We start from the raw sequence: 14,189 nt of genomic DNA, 5'->3' as shown, positions 1-14,189 counted from the left end.
GGTCCATGCCAGCCATCTTGCTGTGGTCCATACCGGCCATGCTGCCGTGATCCATGCCACCCATGCTGCCGTGGTCCATCCCCATATCACTCATGGAGATGAGAGGCCTTGGATCTACAGCCGGCACCGGTGCCTGCAGGCCCTCACGGACAGCCAAGGTACCCCTTGAATAGCCGGTGCGATCCATGGATTGAGCAAAGATGGTGTAAGCCTGCTCGTTTTCAGGCTCGACAATGACATCGTAGGTTTCAGCAACGGCAATCCGGAATTCATCGATCGACACTGGCTTAACGTACTGACCGTCGGCTGCGACAACCGTCATTTTCAAGCCGGGGATCCGCACGTCGAAATAGGTCATCGCCGAGCCATTGATAAAGCGAAGCCGGATTTTCTCCCCTGGCTTGAAGATTCCCGTCCAGTTCCCATTTGGCGCCTGGCCGTTCATGAGGTAGGTGTAGGTGTGCCCGCTCACGTCAGCGAGATCGGTTGGGCTCATCTTCATCTCGGCCCACATCTTTCGATCGGCCACAGCAGCAGACCAACCTTTCTCGCTCACGTCGTCGACGAAGTCGCCAACGGTGCGCTTGTGGAAGTTGTAATAGTCCGACTGTTTTTTGAGCTTGGACATAACCCGCGCCGGGTCTTCGTCGGTCCAATCACTCAGCATGACGACATAGTCACGATCGTAGGTGAAAGGCTCTGGATCCTTGGCATCAATCACCAGCGCACCGTAAACACCGACCTGCTCCTGGAAGCCCGAATGGCTGTGGTACCAGTAGGTGCCGTTCTGGTGGACCTTGAACTTGTACTCGTACATGCCGTCGGGAGCGATGCCATGGAAGCTTAGACCCGGCACGCCGTCCATATTCGCCGGCAGGATGATGCCGTGCCAGTGGATGGACGTGTCCTGCTTCAAGCGGTTGCGAACCCGTAGCGTGACCGTGTCGCCTTCGCGCCAACGGAGTATTGGTCCTGGCAGCGAACCGTTGATGGCCATCGCCGTTCGAGCTGCCCCGGTAATGTTCACCGGGAGCTCCCCGATGTACAGGTCAAAATCGGTGCCGGTCAGTACGTTAGGCTGGCCAGGGCTGGTTACGGCCCAGACCGGCGCGCGCCACATGCCCAGCCCACCCAGTAGTCCGGTAGCAGCCAGGCCTTTGACGAATGAACGTCTCGTGGTTTTGCTTTGCATGCCGTTGCGTCCAATCAGGTAGATCGCTGATATCCAGACTGCGGGATCCGCAGCCATCTGGTTTCAATTGAGCTCCCCCAAGCCTCGTAGACTTTCGCCAAAGCACAAGGATTGCGGGAGGCAATACCCCGAAAGCTGACATAGTTCAGATTCCGGGGTGATTACATTTCTGTAAGCTAAGCTCAGCAGCTCTCGTGGCCGGGGTGCTTTTGGCTTTGGGCGGTAACAGGAGCCTCTGCTTTTTTCTCCTGAGCAACCTGGTAAGCCTGCATGGAAGATGCACGTGCAGCTTCCATCCTGGCGAAGGTGCGATCCGCGCCGCCTTCAGCCAGGGCGAGGCTCGCCATGCCGAAGGTGACTACCATCACAATCGCTTTGATCATGTTCATTTGCGTTTCCTCTAAGGGTCAGTTTCGCCTGATTGGCGCCGTTCACAGTGCTCAAGCTAGCTACCCGGCACTGTCAGCAAGCTGAGCCCGACATTACTTTTCCGTCAGCTTCTGGTTGGGTGCCTTTTTTGCTGCACACTGAAGGGCATCCAAGGGGGCGCAGCAGATGAAATTACTCGTAGCCGAAGATGAGCCAAAAATCGGGGCCTACCTGCAGCAAGGGCTGACGGAGGCAGGCTTTACCGTCGATCGTGTGGTCACAGGGACCGACGCGCTGCAATACGCTTTGAGCGAGGCGTATGACCTGCTGATTCTTGATGTAATGATGCCGGGGCTAGACGGCTGGGAGGTGCTGCGGATGGTACGTGCGGCAGGGAAAGAGGTCCCAGTCTTGTTTTTGACGGCCCGTGATGGCGTGGACGATCGCGTGAAAGGGTTAGAACTCGGGGCTGACGATTACCTGGTCAAACCCTTTGCATTCTCGGAACTGCTAGCGCGTGTGCGCACTTTGCTGCGAAGAGGCAGCAGTGGCTATGCTCAGACCACTATGAAGATGGCTGACCTGGAGGTAGACCTGCTTAAGCGCCGGGCCACCCGAAATGGCAAGCGGATCGACCTCACAGCCAAGGAGTTCTCCTTACTGGAACTACTCATGCGCCGACGCGGCGAGGTACTGCCGAAGTCCCTGATCGCATCGCAGGTGTGGGATATGAACTTCGACAGCGACACTAACGTGATCGAGGTTGCTGTTCGTAGGTTGCGGGCCAAGATTGATGACGATTTCGCCCCCAAGCTCATACATACAGTTCGTGGCATGGGCTATCTGATGGATGTTCCCGAGTAATGCGCGCCCAATCGTCGCTCGTTAAACGCCTTACCCTCATGTTCATGTTCGCGGTCATCGCCGTATTGGTCGTTGCCGGCGTGAGCTTCTACATGCTCAGTCAGCACCATTTCCAGATGCTGGATGAGCAAGCCCTGGCCGAGAAACTCGAATCCACCCGGCACATCCTTTCACTTTCAGCAGCACGTGATGAACTTGAGGATCAGGAGCCTCAACTGCGTGCTTTGTTGGGGGCTCATCAGGACCTTTCTGCGGAGATTCTTGATGCTGACGGTACTGTCCTGTTCTCGGACTCCAAGGCATCCCGCATCCCTGAGCGCTTTAAGCAGGCCTCTTCTGGCGCCGTTTGGGACTGGCAAATCGACTCGCGGAACTTCCGGGGGATTACCTCTCAACTGGCTATAGCGCAGGCGCAGGCGCCGGTAACAGTCATGTTGATGCTGGATGTCACCAGCCATGCCCACTTTTTCAAGACGCTGCAATGGTGGTTCGGCATTGGCTTGGTCATCAGCGCTCTGGTTAGTGCAGGATTGGGGTGGATCGTGGCCAAGAGCGGTCTTCGGCCGGTTGGGCAGATCACCAAGGTGGCGACATCCATGTCTGCCCGGTCCCTTCGCGAGCGAATTCCATTGGAGCCCGTGCCGCTTGAATTGCAGGAGCTGATCCTCTCCTTCAACGGAATGCTTGCACGCCTGGAAGACGCGTTCGTCCGGCTATCAAACTTCTCAGCCGACATCGCACATGAGCTGCGGACTCCGGTAAGTAATCTTCTGACGCATACCGAAGTCGTTCTGACCAAAAAACGCGACCTCGATGCCTACGAAGACAACCTCTACTCCAATCTTGAAGACCTCAAGCGCATGTCGCGCATGATCGATGACATGCTGTTCCTGGCAAAAGCTGATAACGGCTTGATCATCCCCGAGCAGGTTGATATCGATCTGGTCGGGCTAGTGTCCAGACTGATTGAGTACTACCAGCTTGCAGCCGAAGACCGAAGCATTCGGCTTGCCCTTCAAGGCGAAGGTACGATCCGTGGTGACCGGCTAATGATTGACCGGGCGGTTTCCAACATTCTATCCAACGCTTTGCGCTATACCCCCGAAGGCCACGATATCGCCGTCCGGATTGTCGAGGCGGCTGATCAAGTGAACCTGTCCGTCCAGAACAATGGGGCCACGATTGATCCGGAACATATCAACAAAATCTTCGACCGGTTCTATCGCGCTGACCCTGCAAGGCGGGAAGGAAGCCCAAGCAACGCCGGCTTGGGTCTGGCCATAACGCGTTCGATCATCGAGGCTCATGGTGGGCGAATTTGGTGTACCTCCGCTGACGGCGTGACGAGTTTTCACATCGCTCTGCCGCACGCCAAACAATCCACTTCCAAGCCTCAAACGGCTTAATGCTCATTTCATGCGTGTAACCTATACTCGGCCATCATGAACCGGCTCCTACGACTGTTCACCATCCTGCTTCTAATCGCATCGCTTCCTCTCAACGGCATGGCGGGAGTCGACTCAGCCATTGAACCATGCCCCATGCAAACCATGGGGATGGAGATGATGGCGGGGATGGATCACGATTGTTGCCAGGATACTGATCCAGGATCAGCTGCCGACCACTCCAAAGCCTGCAAAGTGGGCCAGGAGTGTAGAACCGCGAGCACAGTTCAGGTCGAAATAATTAACCCCACGCTCACCTATTCTGCGCCTAGGCCAGTAGATACCTATGCGGTGAGCCTCGTAAACAGGGCGCCTCCTGACCCTTGGCGGCCACCCCGCGCCTGATTACCTCTTAAATTCACCCCATCGTCCTGTTTTGCAGCCGGATGATGGCATGCGCTTGCGCGCTGATTTTTTGAGGAATCATTTCCATGACTCCCCCACGTTACCGATTAGGGATGGCATGTCTGGCCGCTCTGATCAGCCTGTTGTCGACGTTACCGGCTCAGGCTACACCGTTGTCTCTGGAGGAAGCGCTTCAACTTGCCGAACGCAATGCCCCCATCCTCCAGGCCAGGCAAGAGCAAATGACGGCCGCTCGACACGCTGTGATCCCAGCAGGCGAGCTGCCTGATCCACGTCTCAACCTAGGAGTGCAGAACCTTCCTGTTGACGGCAGTGATCGTTGGAGCATGAACCGCGATTTCATGACGATGCAGGTTGTCGGCCTCTCCCAGGAAGTACCAAACCGGGACAAGCGGGAGGCACGAGTTGAGACGGCACGAGCGAGCGTTGAGCGAGCCGATGCAGAGGCGGTGTTCGAGCGCTTAAAAGTGCGTGCTGCCACAGCCCAAGCTTGGGTCGCGGCGTACACCGTTCAACGGAAACTGCAGCAGTTTGAGGACTTCTACAAAGAAAACCGTCTGTTGGCCGCAGCAATCCGCGCACGCCTGGCCGGCGGTACCGGCGCGACGGCCGACGCACTTGCTCCTGACCAGGAAGCTGCGCAACTCGATGAGCAAAAAGATGTTCTGCTCACACAGGCCGCTCAGGCACGGGCTGCACTCAAGCGATGGATTGGAGAGGATGCTGATCCGCAAGCTCAAGCATTTCCGCGCTGGCCAGTGAGCGCGCCGGACTATCTACACGCTATACATGCACATCCAGAATTGGCGACCTACAACGCCCTTACGCGGGAAGCACAAGCTCAAGTGCACCAAGCCTTGGCAGAAAAGAAGTCGGACTGGGGGTGGCAGGTGGATTACCAGCGGCGCGGGCCTGAATTCAGCAATATGGTGAGCCTGCAGGTAAGTTTCCAACTGCCCTTGTTCGCTGGCTCACGGCAGGACCCGATGATCGCGGCACGTCGCGCACAAGTCCGGCAACTGGAGGACGAACAGGAAGCGGCATTGCGTGAGCATAAAGCGCAGCTGGAGACAGATCTTGCGGATTACCAGCGATTGCAGCGAGCAGTGCAGCGCAGCCGTGAAACATTGTTACCGCTAGCGGAGGATCGAGTCCGCCTCGCCCTTGCTGACTATCGAGCCGGTAAATCACCCTTAAGTGAGGTTCTCACCGCTCGACGTCAGCGGGTTGAAACACGACTGCAAGACATCGATCTGCAAGGACAGTTGGCCGCGACAGCTGCACGGCTGCACTTCGCGTATGGAGAGGTGCGCGCATGAGAAATTCAACTATCAGCCTTGTGGTATTGGCCGCGTTGGCTATCGGCGGTGGCGTTGGCTATCAGCTAGCAAAGCGTGGGCAGGTGTCCACTGCCTCCCCTGAAACGCTACAGAAGGTGCTGTATTGGTATGACCCGATGTACCCCCAGCAGCACTTTCCAGCACCGGGCAAGTCGCCCTTCATGGACATGCCACTGGTGCCGAAGTACCAGGAAAGCACCGCTGCTGAGGTGAGCCCCGCAGTTCAAGTTTCACAGGGGCTCCAACAAAACCTGGGGGTCCGTCTGGCTACCGTAGCGAAAGGGCAGCTTGCTCGAACCCTCCAGGTGAGCGGCGTGCTTACCTTCGATGAGCGGGATTTTAGCGTTCTGCAGGCTCGTACCGGTGGCTACGTCGAACGCACCTATGGCCGCGCTACAGGCGACGTGGTTGCCAAGGGCGCCCCATTGGCAGATGTGTTGACGCCTGAATGGGCGGGCTTGCAGGAAGAGTACCTGGCGCTTCAGCGATCTGGGGACAATGAATTGCGCGCTGCAGCTCGGCAACGACTACTGCTGGCGGGTATGCCTGCCGATCTTATCAACCGGATTGACCGTACGGGAAGGGTCCAGAATTCGGTAACGCTCTTGGCCCCAACAGCAGGCGTCCTTCAGGCTCTGGAATTGCGGCCAGGCATGACAATGACACCGGGTGCAACGTTGGCGAAGATCAATGGTATCGCGAACGTCTGGCTTGAGGCCGCAGTACCTGAAGCGCAAGCCCAAGGCCTACAGGAAGGACAGGCAGTGCAGGCGAATCTGGCAGCGTTCCCAGGCGAACCTGTTCCCGGCAAGCTGACCGCATTGCTGGCTGATGCGGATCTGCAAAGCCGCACCTTGCGGCTTCGTATAGAACTGCCCAACCCCGGCGGCCGGTTGCGCCCAGGCATGACCGCGCAGGTTTCCCTCCATCCGTCCGGGCAACAGGATGACAGCCTACTGGTGCCAGCCGAGGCGATCATTCGGACGGGGAAACGCGATCTCGTAATGGTGTCAGAAGACGGAGGTCGATTCCGGCCGGTGGAAGTAGTGCTCGGCCAGGAAAGTGCTGGCCAGGTGGTCGTGCTGCGAGGCCTTCAGGCGGGCCAGCGCGTTGTGGCGTCCGGGCAGTTTCTGCTGGACTCCGAAGCGAGCTTGAAAGGTATCGAGGCCGTTACTGCTGGCGATGCTCCACTTGCGCAACCTGTACAGCCGGCTCTACATCAGGCCAATGGGCGCATCGTTCAAATAGAAGGTAATCAGCTGACCATCGCTCATGGACCGTTCGTGACGCTGGGCATGCCTGGTATGACGATGACTTTCCCTGTGGCAGATCCCCGCTTGATTGCCGGACTCAAGGTTGGCGAACGCATCCGGTTTGGAGTGCGCGAGCGCGATGAAGGCATGGTCATCGAGCAAATAACCCAGCAGGAGAACCAGCCATGATCGCGAACCTGATTCGTTGGTCGGTTGGCAACCGCGTCCTGGTCCTGCTGGCAACACTGTTTGCCGTAGCTTGGGGCGTTTTCTCTCTGCGCAGTTTGCCGATCGACGCGTTGCCTGACCTGTCAGATGTGCAGGTGATTATCCGCACCTCCTACCCAGGGCAGGCACCGCAGATCGTGGAAAATCAGGTGACATATCCCCTGACCACCACAATGCTTTCCGTACCCGGAGCCAAGACAGTGCGGGGCTTTTCAGCATTTGGAGACAGCTTCGTATATGTGTTGTTTGAGGACGGCACAGATCTCTATTGGGCGCGGTCCAGGGTGCTCGAATACCTAAGCCAGGTTCAGTCTCGATTACCGGCGTCCGCTAAGCCAGTGCTCGGACCCGATGCCACTGGTGTAGGCTGGATCTACCAGTATGCGCTGGTGGACCGCAGTGGTACCCATGACCTGGCACAGCTGCGCAGCCTTCAGGACTGGTTCCTGCGCTTCGAGTTGAAAACTCTTCCGGACGTTGCCGAAGTGGCGACGATAGGCGGGATGGTCAAGCAGTACCAGGTAGTGCTCGATCCGCTGCGCATGGCCAGCTTGGGAATCACTCAAGTTGAGGTTTCGGACGCCATCGCCAAGGCCAATCAGGAAACCGGTGGCGGCGTGCTCGAACAAGGCGAAGCTGAGTTCATGGTAAGGGCTTCCGGCTATCTGAAGTCACTCGATGATTTCCGAGCCATTCCCCTGCGCCTGGCTGCGAAGGGTATACCCGTAACACTGGGCGATGTAGCCACTGTACAGCTGGGCCCTGAGGCACGTCGCGGCATCGGCGAGCTTGATGGACAGGGCGAAGCGGTGGGCGGCGTAGTAATTCTGCGCAGTGGCAAGAATGCGAAAGATGCCATCGCTCACGTCAAATCCAAGCTTGAATCGCTGGAAAAAAGCCTGCCTGCCGGGGTCGAGCTGGTCACTACCTACGACCGTAGCCAGTTGATCGATCGTGCTGTGGAAAATCTGAGCCAGAAGCTGATTGAAGAGTTCATCGTGGTCGCACTGGTGTGCGCTGCATTTCTTTGGCATCTGCGCTCATCGTTGGTCGCCATCGTCTCGCTTCCGGTTGGTGTCCTCATTGCCCTGATCGTCATGCGCCACCAGGGCATCAACGCCAACATCATGTCGCTTGGGGGCATAGCCATTGCAATCGGTGCGATGGTGGACGCCGCTGTGGTGATGATTGAGAACGCGCACAAACGGGTTGAGGCTTGGCATACGTGGCACCCTGGAAAGTCGTTGCGTGGCGAAGATCATTGGAAAGTGATGACTGAGGCAGCAGTCGAGGTCGGGCCTGCGCTGTTCTTCAGCCTCATGATCATTACGCTGTCCTTCATACCGGTATTCACCTTGCAGGCTCAGGAGGGAAGGCTGTTTGCGCCCCTCGCATTCACCAAGACTTATGCAATGGCAGCAGCAGCGGGCCTTTCGGTTACCCTGGTACCCGTGCTGATGGGGTACTGGATTCGGGGTCGTTTACCGGCAGAAGAGCGCAACCCACTCAATCGAACCCTGATACGGCTCTATCGCCCAGCATTGGAGATCGTTCTACGCCGGCCAAAGCTCACGTTGGCGGGTGCACTGTTGATTTTGCTCAGCAGTGTCTGGCCCCTGAGCCAGCTCGGCGGCGAATTCTTGCCGCCACTGGATGAAGGCGATTTGCTGTACATGCCGACTGCCCTGCCAGGTCTTTCGGCGCAGAAAGCCTCTGAGCTTTTGCAACGTACGGACCGGCTGATCCGAACGGTACCGGAGGTCGCCAGTGTCTTCGGTAAAGCGGGCCGGGCTGAATCAGCGACCGACCCGGCCCCGCTGGAGATGTTCGAGACGACTGTCCGACTTAAACCGAAGGATCAGTGGCGAGCAGGGATGACCACTGAGAAGCTGATCGAAGAGCTGGACCGTACCGTGCAGGTACCTGGGCTAACCAATATCTGGATCCCACCGATTCGAAACCGTATCGACATGCTCGCAACCGGTATCAAAAGCCCGATCGGCGTAAAGGTTGCCGGCAGCAATTTGAATGAGATCGACCGGGTGACTCTGGCTATCGAGAAGGTGGCCAAAACGGTTCCAGGGGTGACTTCCGCCCTCGCCGAGCGATTAACCGGTGGACGCTACATCGATCTGGATATCGACCGCCAATTCGCAGCGCGTTACGGCCTGAACATTGCTGATGTCCAAGCGATTGTTGCCGGCGCCGTTGGGGGCGAAAACATCGGCGAAACCGTAGAAGGCCTGGCGCGATATCCCATCAGTGTTCGGTACCCACGGGAGTGGCGTGACTCTGTTGATGCCCTGCGGCAGCTACCGATTTACACCAGCCAAGGGGGGCGAATCACACTGGGAACCGTGGCACGGGTGCGTATTGCGGACGGTCCACCCATGCTCAAGAGTGAAAACGCGCGCCCCTCGGGCTGGGTGTATATCGACGTGCGGAGACGGGACCTGTCCTCCGTCGTTGCCGACCTGCGCCGGCTAGTCGATCAGCAGGTGAAGCTCGATCCTGGCATAAGCTTGAGCTATTCCGGGCAGTTCGAATACCTGGAGCGCGCCAATGCGCGCTTAGCATGGGTAGTACCGGCGACGCTGGCCATTATTTTCGTCCTTCTCTACCTCACGTTTGGCCGCCTCGGTGAAGCGCTGCTGATCATGGCTACCTTGCCATTTGCGCTAACCGGCGGCGTATGGCTGCTGTACATGATGGGCTACAACCTGTCGGTGGCCACGGGTGTCGGTTTTATCGCCTTGGCTGGGGTCGCAGCAGAGTTTGGAGTCATCATGCTGATCTACCTCAACAATGCCTGGACTGAACGAAACGGCAACGGTACGCAGGGGCAACCTGCGCTTCTGGATGCTATCCGCGAAGGGGCCGTGCAGCGCATCCGCCCCAAAGCCATGACCGTAGCAGTGATCGTCGCAGGCTTGATGCCAATCCTCTGGAGTAGCGGTACCGGCAGCGAAGTCATGAGCCGGATCGCTGTACCCATGGTCGGCGGCATGCTCACCGCGCCTTTGCTCTCACTATTTGTAATCCCTGCGGCTTACTGGCTCGTCAGGCGCCGCGGACTCGCTGTACACGATAACCCCCAAACAGGAGTAACCCGATGAAGAAGCTACTGATCAGCGCTGGCCTGGTGTTCGCCGTTGCGGCGGCGGTGCAGGCCCAAGACATGTATGGCACGGATATGAAGAATATGCCCATGGAAGGCAACGAGACCCAAGGCAGCCAGGCGGCTCCGACTGCATCGGCTGAGGGAACCATCAAAGCTTTGGAACCAGGTAAAGTTACCTTGGCGCATGGACCAGTATCAGCCCTGAAATGGCCGGCAATGACCATGGGCTTCAGCGCTACCGAGCAGCAACTCAAGGGACTCAAGGTAGGCGACAAGGTCAGCTTCGATTTCCGAATGAATGGGGGCACAGCGACGATCGTAGGCATTCGCAAGCAGTGACGGATTGACTTCTAACCCTGCCTATTAGAGCTGATAGGCAGGGTCATTTAGCCAAACTTTGGAAAAAGTGCTGCCGCAATTCCTGACCGCGCCGCCTTCAGCTCTGTGCCTCGGGACGCTAGTTGGTCTTTGCGCTCTGTAGCCGGGATGCATTCAGATCAGAGTAGTAGCTGACGTTTGAGCAGAGATCTTCGTGCATCACGATCTATATGGGTCGAAAGCGGACAGGGCATCGCAAAGTCATCCAACTGCCTGAGTTATCCGAACGCCAACAAGGATTCCACCGAGCTTGTCGACAAGAAAACCCGCGACAACTCAGAGTGTTATCCGAGCAAACAGACTTTGGATACCCTATTCCCGCTAGAAACACTGCCGCTGAAACCCTCCTGGCATGTAGCTCCTTCGTCCTACGCTTCAGCCTCTATGACCCCCACCCAACCTTTCGCGCAGGTGCGGAACGAACCTAGGCGTAACGCGGGTATAAGCTTCGTAGGCAGCGCCAAACTGCTTGTGCATTTCCCGCTCTTCGGAAACCGCCAAACGCCCGTACATCACCAGCAACACCGGGAACATTGCCAGCGTCAGCAGCGTCGGCCACTGAAGGAGAAAGCCCAGAAGAATCAGCACAAATGCCACGTACTGCGGATGTCTGATCCAGCCATAGGGCCCGACCGTTGCAAGTGAACGGCGGCGTTGCGCGTGATATAGCACGTTCCAGGCGGCAGAAAGCAAATAGAAGCCGAAACCCAGGAATAGGTAACTGGCAATGTGCAAAACACTGAAGTGTGGGTTGCCCTGGTCACCGAGCAACGTCGACCACAGATGGCCGGATTCGTGGGAAAGCAGATCGAGGTTGGGGAACCTGGCCTGCAACCAGCCTGACAACAGATAGATCGTCAGGGGGAAGCCATACATTTCCACAAACAGGGCAACGATGAAGGCCGAGAATGCACCGAAGCTCCTCCAGTCTCTCGCCGTTGCCGGCTTGAAGAAACTGAAGGCAAACATGATGAAGATCGCGGAGTTGATGAAAACCAGCGACCAGAGGCCATACGCGCTTTCACCATGATTCATGATGGATCTCCCGGCTTATGGATATCAGCCTTATCGGAGGGGGCCGGTTTGCTCTGGCCCTGGTGATGGTGTCCCCCATGTCCTCGATGCATGAAGACATGCATCAGCGGACAGGCGAGCAACAACAGATAAGGCAGGGCTCCAACGACATGGGCAAGGTGCTCGGTGAGCAGGAAGTAGACGGCGATCCCACCGATTACCACCAGGCCGATTGCATAGCGTGAACGCCAGAAACTGTGTGGTGAGCCGTTTTCATCGAAGTGAGGGTTCATAGCGACTCCTGGGAAAGGAGATGGGTTACTTCGATGCAGCAGATGGCATGCGGTCCATCATCATCTGCATCATCGACTCCATCATGTCCATGCGCTTTTCCATCATCTGGTGGCGGGCGGCCATATCCCCGCCCATGCCGCCATGCATGCCCCCCATTTCAGGCATGCCACCCTCCATGGACTTCATCATGGCCATGCCATTTTTCATCAGCGCCATATGCTCGGCCATCAACGCCTGACGGGCTTCCGGCGTTTTGGCTGCAGCCATCTTTTCGTGCATGGCTTGCATGGCCTTCATTTGCTGGTCCATCGCCGCCATTTGCCCTTTGTCCATTGGCTGAGAAGGCGTCTTCTCGGTAGCCGCCGCGCTTGGCGCATCGGCCGGGTGATGTGTCGAGTGTTCATCGGTGTTTTGCGCCATGGCGCCCACGGACGCTGCGGCCAAACAAAGTCCGATCAGTAAATTTCGAACGTTGTTCATCATCATCTCCTTAGCACTGTTTTAAAGCCGGATGCCTTGGTCTGGGCGCTAGGCCTCACCTGGCACGACAAGCAAATTACTGCGCCGGCGTGAATGCTCATTTTTCGCGTCGTGCTCGGGTTGTACACCGACGGGCTATTATTGGGCACTCGGCGGCTCGAAGCTGATCCCGTTTGGCCCGGCGCCAACCTTATGGGTAGCAACGACCTTTCGGCTGCTCGTATCGATGACAGATACGGTGCCCGCTTCAATATTGCTGACAAACACATAAGCGCCGTCGCTGCTGATGGCCACACCATGGGCACCCTTGCCGGTGGTCACGGTGCCCAGGCTGCTACGCGTCTGGAGATCTACGATGGAGACTCGGTCGTCCGGATTCTGGCCACTGCCCTGATTCGCGACATAGACCTGGCGACCGTCAACGGTGGCCATCATCTGGATTGGCGTGCGGCCGACATCAACCTTGCTGATCACCTTGCGTCTGGCCGTGTCGATGATGCCAAGCTGATTTGTCGCACTGAGCGAGACGAATGCCAGGCGACCGTCAGGGGCAAAGCCGACCTGGACAGGGCCTTTGCCCACGGGAATCTGCGCGGTTTCTTTGAGTGTGACGACATCGATAAGCGATACGCTGTCGCTCTTCATGTTCGCGATATAGAGTGTCCGGCCATCAGGGCTCAAGCGCAGCCCATGGGGATAACGCCCAGTTGGAATACCGGGCAACTCGATTCGCTGCTCAAGGTCAAATACTCGCACCTGGTTGGCAGCGGAATCGGTCACAAAAGCTCGCAGCCCGGTGACGTCGGTGACCACATGAGCCGGGTGATCGCCTGCCGGGAAGCTGAACGGTGGCCTGTCCAGCGCGCTGGTACTGAACACCAGCAACTGCCCACCGGGCTTTTCACCGCTCGAATGCCCCGCATGTCCAGCCACTCCAACAACCAGAAGCAAGCTGCCGTCGGGCGAAACCTGTAGGTTGTGGGGTGCGATCGGCAAGGCGACCGTGCTCACATCACCTGTCGCAAGATTTACCTGGCTAATGGAAGCGGACCGTTCATTGGCCGTGTAGACGTTACCCGTAGGGTTTGCCATGACCAGCCCCAGAGGGATGAGCAGGGATATCCCCAAGGCCATAGAACTAAACCGCTTGGCAGTCATCATTGTGAATGAGCTCCAACGAGGGGCCGGGGTATGTGAGCCAGGCTGGCCTATACATTTACTCAAGATAAACACCAATCGCGAAGCATTTTCTTGATCAGCGTCAACGTCCACAGCTTGACTCGGCACTGGGTGATCGAAGGCCGTCCATTTCTTGGGGAGTATTGCTGGCTATCCCGACCCGGAGTCAGTCGACATCAGGCTGTATATGAAGAAACCGCGCCATGAAACATGGCACGGCGGCTTGCCATCTGAGCGGTAACGAGACTTAGCGACTGACTTTGGTTGGGTAACCAAGCGCCTGGACCAGTGCACCGACGCGTTCCGCCTCGATGTTGCTTTGGACACTCACTGTACCGGCAGCACGATCAACGATCACCTTCGCGTCGCCATCGGCAGCCTGGATGGCCTTGGTGATCTTGTTGACACAACTGCCACATCCCATACCGGAAACTTCCAAAACGAACATAGCGGGCCTCTCATGCTGGTACGGCTTTTCTCGCCGCATTTACAGCTTCAACCTTGACACGATGACAAGGTCAAGGCCCGGTCAAAGGATTTATCTTCGCCCTGAAATCTTGTCCAACTCCTCTGGCGGCGGCCCCTGCTGCATCACAATTGTCCCTTACGATCTTGGCAGAAGATGGCGGACGTCGCAGTTGCCCGATGTCCTCCATCAGGACCAGA

At 57.4% G+C, this 14,189-nt stretch carries 13 protein-coding genes; 6 read left to right on the top strand and 7 right to left on the bottom strand.

Features of this window, described 5'->3' with window-relative positions; translation table 11 throughout:
- Both B2790_RS05880 and B2790_RS05875 read right to left on the bottom strand, forming a co-directional pair.
- A partial coding sequence (locus tag B2790_RS05880) for a copper resistance system multicopper oxidase (RefSeq protein ID WP_286918434.1) occupies window positions 1-1,192 on the bottom strand: 1,192 nt, incomplete at its 3' end.
- Between the two features lie 182 nt (window positions 1,193-1,374).
- Window positions 1,375-1,581: a co-regulatory protein PtrA N-terminal domain-containing protein gene (locus B2790_RS05875; RefSeq protein ID WP_011953085.1), complete on the bottom strand. Its 207-nt coding sequence runs from the start codon at window positions 1,579-1,581 to the stop codon at window positions 1,375-1,377.
- A 166-nt stretch (window positions 1,582-1,747) separates the two neighbouring features.
- Here B2790_RS05875 and B2790_RS05870 point away from each other — a divergent pair, with 166 nt between their 5' ends.
- The 6 genes from B2790_RS05870 to B2790_RS05840 all read left to right on the top strand — a co-directional run bounded on the left by B2790_RS05870 (window position 1,748) and on the right by B2790_RS05840 (window position 10,517).
- A complete protein-coding gene (locus B2790_RS05870; RefSeq protein WP_011953086.1) occupies window positions 1,748-2,425 on the top strand; it encodes a heavy metal response regulator transcription factor in 678 nt (225 codons plus the stop codon).
- Window positions 2,425-3,831 (top strand): heavy metal sensor histidine kinase, encoded by a 1,407-nt coding sequence (locus B2790_RS05865; protein WP_011953087.1) that lies wholly within the window; start codon window positions 2,425-2,427, stop codon window positions 3,829-3,831. The genes B2790_RS05870 and B2790_RS05865 overlap by 1 nt, the downstream gene beginning before the upstream one ends.
- Window positions 3,832-4,301: 470 nt before the next feature.
- Complete coding sequence (locus B2790_RS05855; protein WP_011953089.1) at window positions 4,302-5,555, top strand: TolC family protein; 1,254 nt, start codon at window positions 4,302-4,304, stop codon at window positions 5,553-5,555.
- Window positions 5,552-7,018: an efflux RND transporter periplasmic adaptor subunit gene (locus B2790_RS05850; protein WP_011953090.1), complete on the top strand. Its 1,467-nt coding sequence runs from the start codon at window positions 5,552-5,554 to the stop codon at window positions 7,016-7,018. Before B2790_RS05855 ends, B2790_RS05850 begins: the two co-directional genes overlap by 4 nt.
- Window positions 7,015-10,173, top strand: a complete 3,159-nt coding sequence (locus B2790_RS05845) for an efflux RND transporter permease subunit (RefSeq protein WP_011953091.1) — start codon at window positions 7,015-7,017, stop codon at window positions 10,171-10,173. Before B2790_RS05850 ends, B2790_RS05845 begins: the two co-directional genes overlap by 4 nt.
- A complete protein-coding gene (locus tag B2790_RS05840) occupies window positions 10,170-10,517 on the top strand; it encodes a copper-binding protein (RefSeq protein ID WP_011953092.1) in 348 nt (115 codons plus the stop codon). The genes B2790_RS05845 and B2790_RS05840 overlap by 4 nt, the downstream gene beginning before the upstream one ends.
- A gap of 414 nt (window positions 10,518-10,931) precedes the next feature.
- Here the strand turns inward: B2790_RS05840 and B2790_RS05830 are convergent, their stop codons facing one another.
- The 5 genes from B2790_RS05830 to B2790_RS05810 all read right to left on the bottom strand — a co-directional run bounded on the left by B2790_RS05830 (window position 10,932) and on the right by B2790_RS05810 (window position 13,971).
- The gene (locus B2790_RS05830; protein ID WP_011953093.1) at window positions 10,932-11,591 is read right to left on the bottom strand and encodes a methyltransferase family protein; all 660 of its coding nucleotides are present in this window, start codon (window positions 11,589-11,591) and stop codon (window positions 10,932-10,934) included.
- Entirely contained in the window at window positions 11,588-11,863 is a 276-nt protein-coding gene (locus tag B2790_RS05825) for a DUF2933 domain-containing protein (RefSeq protein WP_011953094.1), read from the bottom strand. The genes B2790_RS05830 and B2790_RS05825 overlap by 4 nt, the downstream gene beginning before the upstream one ends.
- 25 nt (window positions 11,864-11,888) lie before the next feature.
- On the bottom strand, window positions 11,889-12,344 hold the full coding sequence (locus B2790_RS05820) for a hypothetical protein (protein ID WP_011953095.1): 456 nt from the start codon (window positions 12,342-12,344) through the stop codon (window positions 11,889-11,891).
- A gap of 138 nt (window positions 12,345-12,482) precedes the next feature.
- Window positions 12,483-13,505, bottom strand: coding sequence for a cytochrome D1 domain-containing protein (locus B2790_RS05815; protein ID WP_011953096.1), 1,023 nt, complete (start codon window positions 13,503-13,505; stop codon window positions 12,483-12,485).
- Between the two features lie 265 nt (window positions 13,506-13,770).
- Entirely contained in the window at window positions 13,771-13,971 is a 201-nt protein-coding gene (locus B2790_RS05810; RefSeq protein ID WP_004575963.1) for a heavy-metal-associated domain-containing protein, read from the bottom strand.
- Between the last annotated feature and the right edge of the window lie 218 nt (window positions 13,972-14,189).

This window comes from Pseudomonas sp. UBA6753, from assembly GCF_002453565.1.
Taxonomy (GTDB): Bacteria; Pseudomonadota; Gammaproteobacteria; order Pseudomonadales; family Pseudomonadaceae; genus Aquipseudomonas; species Aquipseudomonas putida_Z.
The sequence above is the reverse complement of the archived record's forward strand: the minus strand, read 5'-3'. Positions and strand labels throughout refer to the sequence as shown.